This window comes from Parvibaculum sp., from assembly GCF_049672805.1.
Taxonomy (GTDB): Bacteria; Pseudomonadota; Alphaproteobacteria; order Parvibaculales; family Parvibaculaceae; genus Parvibaculum.
Genome location: NZ_JBATWS010000124.1, coordinates 1 through 3,585, shown reverse-complemented (window position 1 = coordinate 3,585; position 3,585 = coordinate 1). Strand labels below are relative to the sequence as shown.

Here is a 3,585-nt window from a genome sequence, read left to right as displayed (position 1 = left end):
TACGCATGCCGATGCCGCCGCCCCCGCCGGCCGCTTTAACCAGCAAGGGGTAGCCGATCGCTGCTCCAATGTCCGCCAGTCGCGGCTCATCGGCTTGGTCGATGCGTTGACTGCCGGGTAGAACCGGCACCCCGGCGCGTTGCGCCAGTTCCCTGGCATGGTGTTTGTCGCCCATGGCCATGATGCATTCCGGCGTGGGGCCGATCCACGCCATGCCGGCATCCTCCACCGCGCGCGCAAAGTCTGCGTTTTCGGAAAGGAATCCATACCCAGGGTGTACCGCGTCGCACTGTGCCGACTTGGCAATTTCAAGGATGGCAGCCGAATCCAGATAGCTTTCAGACGGCAGCGATCCGCCCGCGGCATAGGCTTCATCGGCAAGCTGCACATGGAGCGATTGCGCATCGGCTTCGGAGAATACCGCGACGCTGGTGAGGTTGAGCTTGCGGCAAGCCTGAATGATCCGGCACGCGATCTCGCCCCGGTTGGCAATGAGTACTTTTTTTATCATTCTTGGTTCAACTCAGCCAGTAGTTGGCCTTCGTCTATGGTTTGCCCTGCTTCGACATGGATTGCGAGCACGACGCCGGACGCTTCCGCAAGAATGGGTATTTCCATTTTCATGGATTCAACCACAAGCAGTACATCATCCTCGTTGATGTGGTCGCCAACGCCTGCATTGATCTGCAAAACGCGGGCATTGACTTCGGACTCAATCTTGATCACGGCCATCTATGTCTCCAATCTTTCCTGAACTTGCCCGCGCTCTGCAGGCTGGACAATAAAATCGATTTTATTCTAAGATGATTTGGCTGGCTAGTCAAAGCAATGTTTTCAACTTCATCACCGTAAAGGCAGATAATTGGACGCCGTCATACTCTCTACAGCGCGGACCCCCATAGGCAAGGCCTACCGCGGCGCTTTCAACGATACGCACGGAGCAGTCATGGGTGCTCATGTGCTCAGTCACGCAGCCCAGCGCGCGGGTGTCGAAACGAATGAAATCGAAGATGTCATCATGGGCTGCGCCCTGCCGGAAGGGGCGACGGGCGGAAACATTGCACGGCATTCTTTGCTAAGGGCGGGGTTTGATACCTCGGTCCCCGGTGTAAGCGTGAACCGGGCCTGCAGCTCCAGTCTGCAGGCCATCGCTTTTGCGGCTCAGCGCATTCGCTCTGGCGAGGCCGACCTTATCGCGGCCGGTGGTGTCGAGTCTGTATCGCTGGTTCAGGACAAGCGTAACGTTTACCGGTTTCGCGAGGCGTGGCTGGAAGAAAACAAGCCTGACATCTATTGGCCCATGATCAAAACCGCCGACTTTGTTGGACAAAAGTACGGCGTGTCGCGGGAAGCGCAGGACCTTTTCTCACTGGAGAGCCAGTTGCGGACAGCGGCAGCGCAGGCCGCGGGCTTGTTCGACCTTGAGATCGCTCCTTTAACCTCCCGGAAGGCAAATATCGAGAAGGGCGGCAATCTGGTCGGCTTTGAGGACGTGACGCTTGCCGCGGACGAAGGCAATCGGCCCGGCACGACGCTTGAGCGCCTCTCCGCCCTTAAACCGGTTCAGGGGGAAAACTGTACTGTCACCGCGGGCAACGCGTCGCAGTTATCGGATGGCGCCTCTGCCTGCATCGTTGCAAGCGCGCGCTATGCGGAGCGGCGCGGCATTACGCCGATGGGAAGATATCTGGGCTTTGAGGTAAGTGGCTGCGAACCCGCCGAAATGGGTATAGGACCGGTATTCGCCATACCCAAGTTGTTGAAGAAACATGGCCTGGGTGTAGACGACATCGATCTTTGGGAACTGAACGAGGCCTTCGCCGTACAGGCTGTCTATTGCCGCGACCGGCTGGGAATTCCAAGCGAACGCCTGAATGTGAATGGGGGGGCGATAGCCATCGGCCATCCCTTCGGCATGACCGGTTCGCGTCTGGTCGGCCATGCGCTTATTGAAGGGCGTCGCCGCAAAGCCAGATATGTCGTGGTCACGATGTGCATCAGCGGCGGCCAGGGCGCGGCGGGTCTGTTCGAGGTAATCCATGGCTGAGTCGCCGATTCACCAGGAACTGCATGAACGCCGCCAGCATGCCCTGCGCATGGGTGGCGAAGCAAAACTGGCCGCGCGTCGAGCGCGGGGAATGTTGAATGCGCGCGAGCGGATAGATGCCTTGCTCGACTCGGGTTCATTCTTCGAGGTTGGGCGACTGAATCATTCCGACATGCCGGGTATGGAAGGCCGGACCCCGTCCGATGGGCGTGTTTGCGGGTTTGGGTCGATCGAGGGACGGACGGTAGCGGTCAAGGCGGACGATCAGACGGTGCTTGCCGGGTCGGGCGCCCGCGTGGCGAGCAAGAAGTCGCATGCCGTCGCCATGACAGCCATCGAGAAGGGCTACCCCTTTATCAGCTTGGGTGAAGCCGGCGGCGCGCGCATTCCCGACATTCAAGGCTCCGACGGATTGAGTTCGTCCGGCCTCAAGTTGGATATGGCCCTTCGGGACAGGCGGGTGCCTTCCGTGGCGACCGTGATGGGAGAGAGCTTTGGTTCGCCGGGCTGGTATGCCGCGTTTTCCGATTTCGCTGTTCAGACCAAGGGCAGCTGCATGGCCGTGGTCAGTCCCCTGGTGCTCGAAGTGGCGACCGGGGAAAAGGTGAGCAGTGACGAATTGGGCTCATGGCAGGTGCAATCGCGGATTACGGGACTGATAGACCGCGTTGCCGAGACGGAAGAGGATGCGTTGGCGCTGCTGCGGCAGTTTCTGTCGTATATGCCGTCCAATAGCGACGAATTGCCGCCCGTGCGGGAGTACGAAGAGGAAGCGCGAGCACGCCAGATCAAGCTGCAGGCCATATTGCCGGAATCGAGCCGCACAGCTTACGATATGCGCAAACTGCTGCGTACCCTGGTGGATCACGAAACAATTTTTGAACTGAAGCCAGAGTTCGACCGCAGCGTGATAACGTGCCTGGCCCGTATCGACGGGCATGTCGTGGGCATTGTGGCCAATAATCCCATGTTCAGCGCGGGCGCCATGGGGCCTAAAGGCTGCTCCAAATGCACCAAGTTCATTGTTACCTGCGACTCGTTTCACATCCCCCTTATTTTCCTGCATGACACGCCGGGCTTCTTCGTTGGCAAGAATGCCGAGCATGCCGGCGTCGCGGGTCAGATCATCAATTTTTATGAAGCTCTGGCGCACGCGACGGTGCCCAAGATCGCGGTTGTTGTCCGCAAATCATATGGCATGGCGTACTACAACATGGGCGGCGGCAACATGAATATGGATTTCAGGTTCGCATGGCCCAGTGCCGATATCAGCTTTATGGCACCCGAGCTGGCGACCGAGGTCACCCATGGCGGGAAACTGCGCGACGCCGAGGACAGGGCCGCATTGAAGGCCAGCCTGGTATCTGAAATGCGCAGCCAGAGCGCGCCGTGGCGGGCGGCGGGGCTGCATTATCTGGATGATGTGATTGATCCGTCGGAAACCCGAGATGTGATCAAGAAAGCGCTTCTGCTGGCGCGTGGAAAAAATGGTGGAAGGTCGGAACGAAAAATGGCTTCCTGGCCAACCAGTTTCTAGT

At 58.9% G+C, this 3,585-nt stretch carries 4 protein-coding genes; 2 read left to right on the top strand and 2 right to left on the bottom strand.

The features are described from left to right. Both WBF74_RS03935 and WBF74_RS03930 read right to left on the bottom strand, forming a co-directional pair. Positions 1-511 (bottom strand): biotin carboxylase N-terminal domain-containing protein (locus tag WBF74_RS03935; RefSeq protein WP_424435480.1); only part of this gene is annotated, 511 nt, incomplete at its 3' end. Beyond that, the gene (locus WBF74_RS03930; protein ID WP_424435477.1) at positions 508-732 is read right to left on the bottom strand and encodes an acetyl-CoA carboxylase biotin carboxyl carrier protein subunit; all 225 of its coding nucleotides are present in this window, start codon (positions 730-732) and stop codon (positions 508-510) included. The genes WBF74_RS03935 and WBF74_RS03930, both read right to left, overlap by 4 nt. Positions 733-862: 130 nt before the next feature. On the opposite strand from WBF74_RS03930, the gene WBF74_RS03925 reads away from it, so the two are divergent. Both WBF74_RS03925 and WBF74_RS03920 read left to right on the top strand, forming a co-directional pair. Next, positions 863-2,047: an acetyl-CoA C-acyltransferase gene (locus tag WBF74_RS03925; RefSeq protein WP_424435474.1), complete on the top strand. Its 1,185-nt coding sequence runs from the start codon at positions 863-865 to the stop codon at positions 2,045-2,047. Further along, the gene (locus WBF74_RS03920; RefSeq protein WP_424435471.1) at positions 2,040-3,584 is read left to right on the top strand and encodes an acyl-CoA carboxylase subunit beta; all 1,545 of its coding nucleotides are present in this window, start codon (positions 2,040-2,042) and stop codon (positions 3,582-3,584) included. Before WBF74_RS03925 ends, WBF74_RS03920 begins: the two co-directional genes overlap by 8 nt. Position 3,585: the final 1 nt, after the last annotated feature.

What these genes read in the sequence shown, in the direction of transcription:
- WBF74_RS03920 (WP_424435471.1), top strand. Translation starts at nt 2,040, where the DNA reads ATGGCTGAGTCGCCGATTCACCAGGAACTGCATGAACGCCGCCAGCAT.
- WBF74_RS03930 (WP_424435477.1), bottom strand. Translation starts at nt 732, where the DNA reads ATGGCCGTGATCAAGATTGAGTCCGAAGTCAATGCCCGCGTTTTGCAG.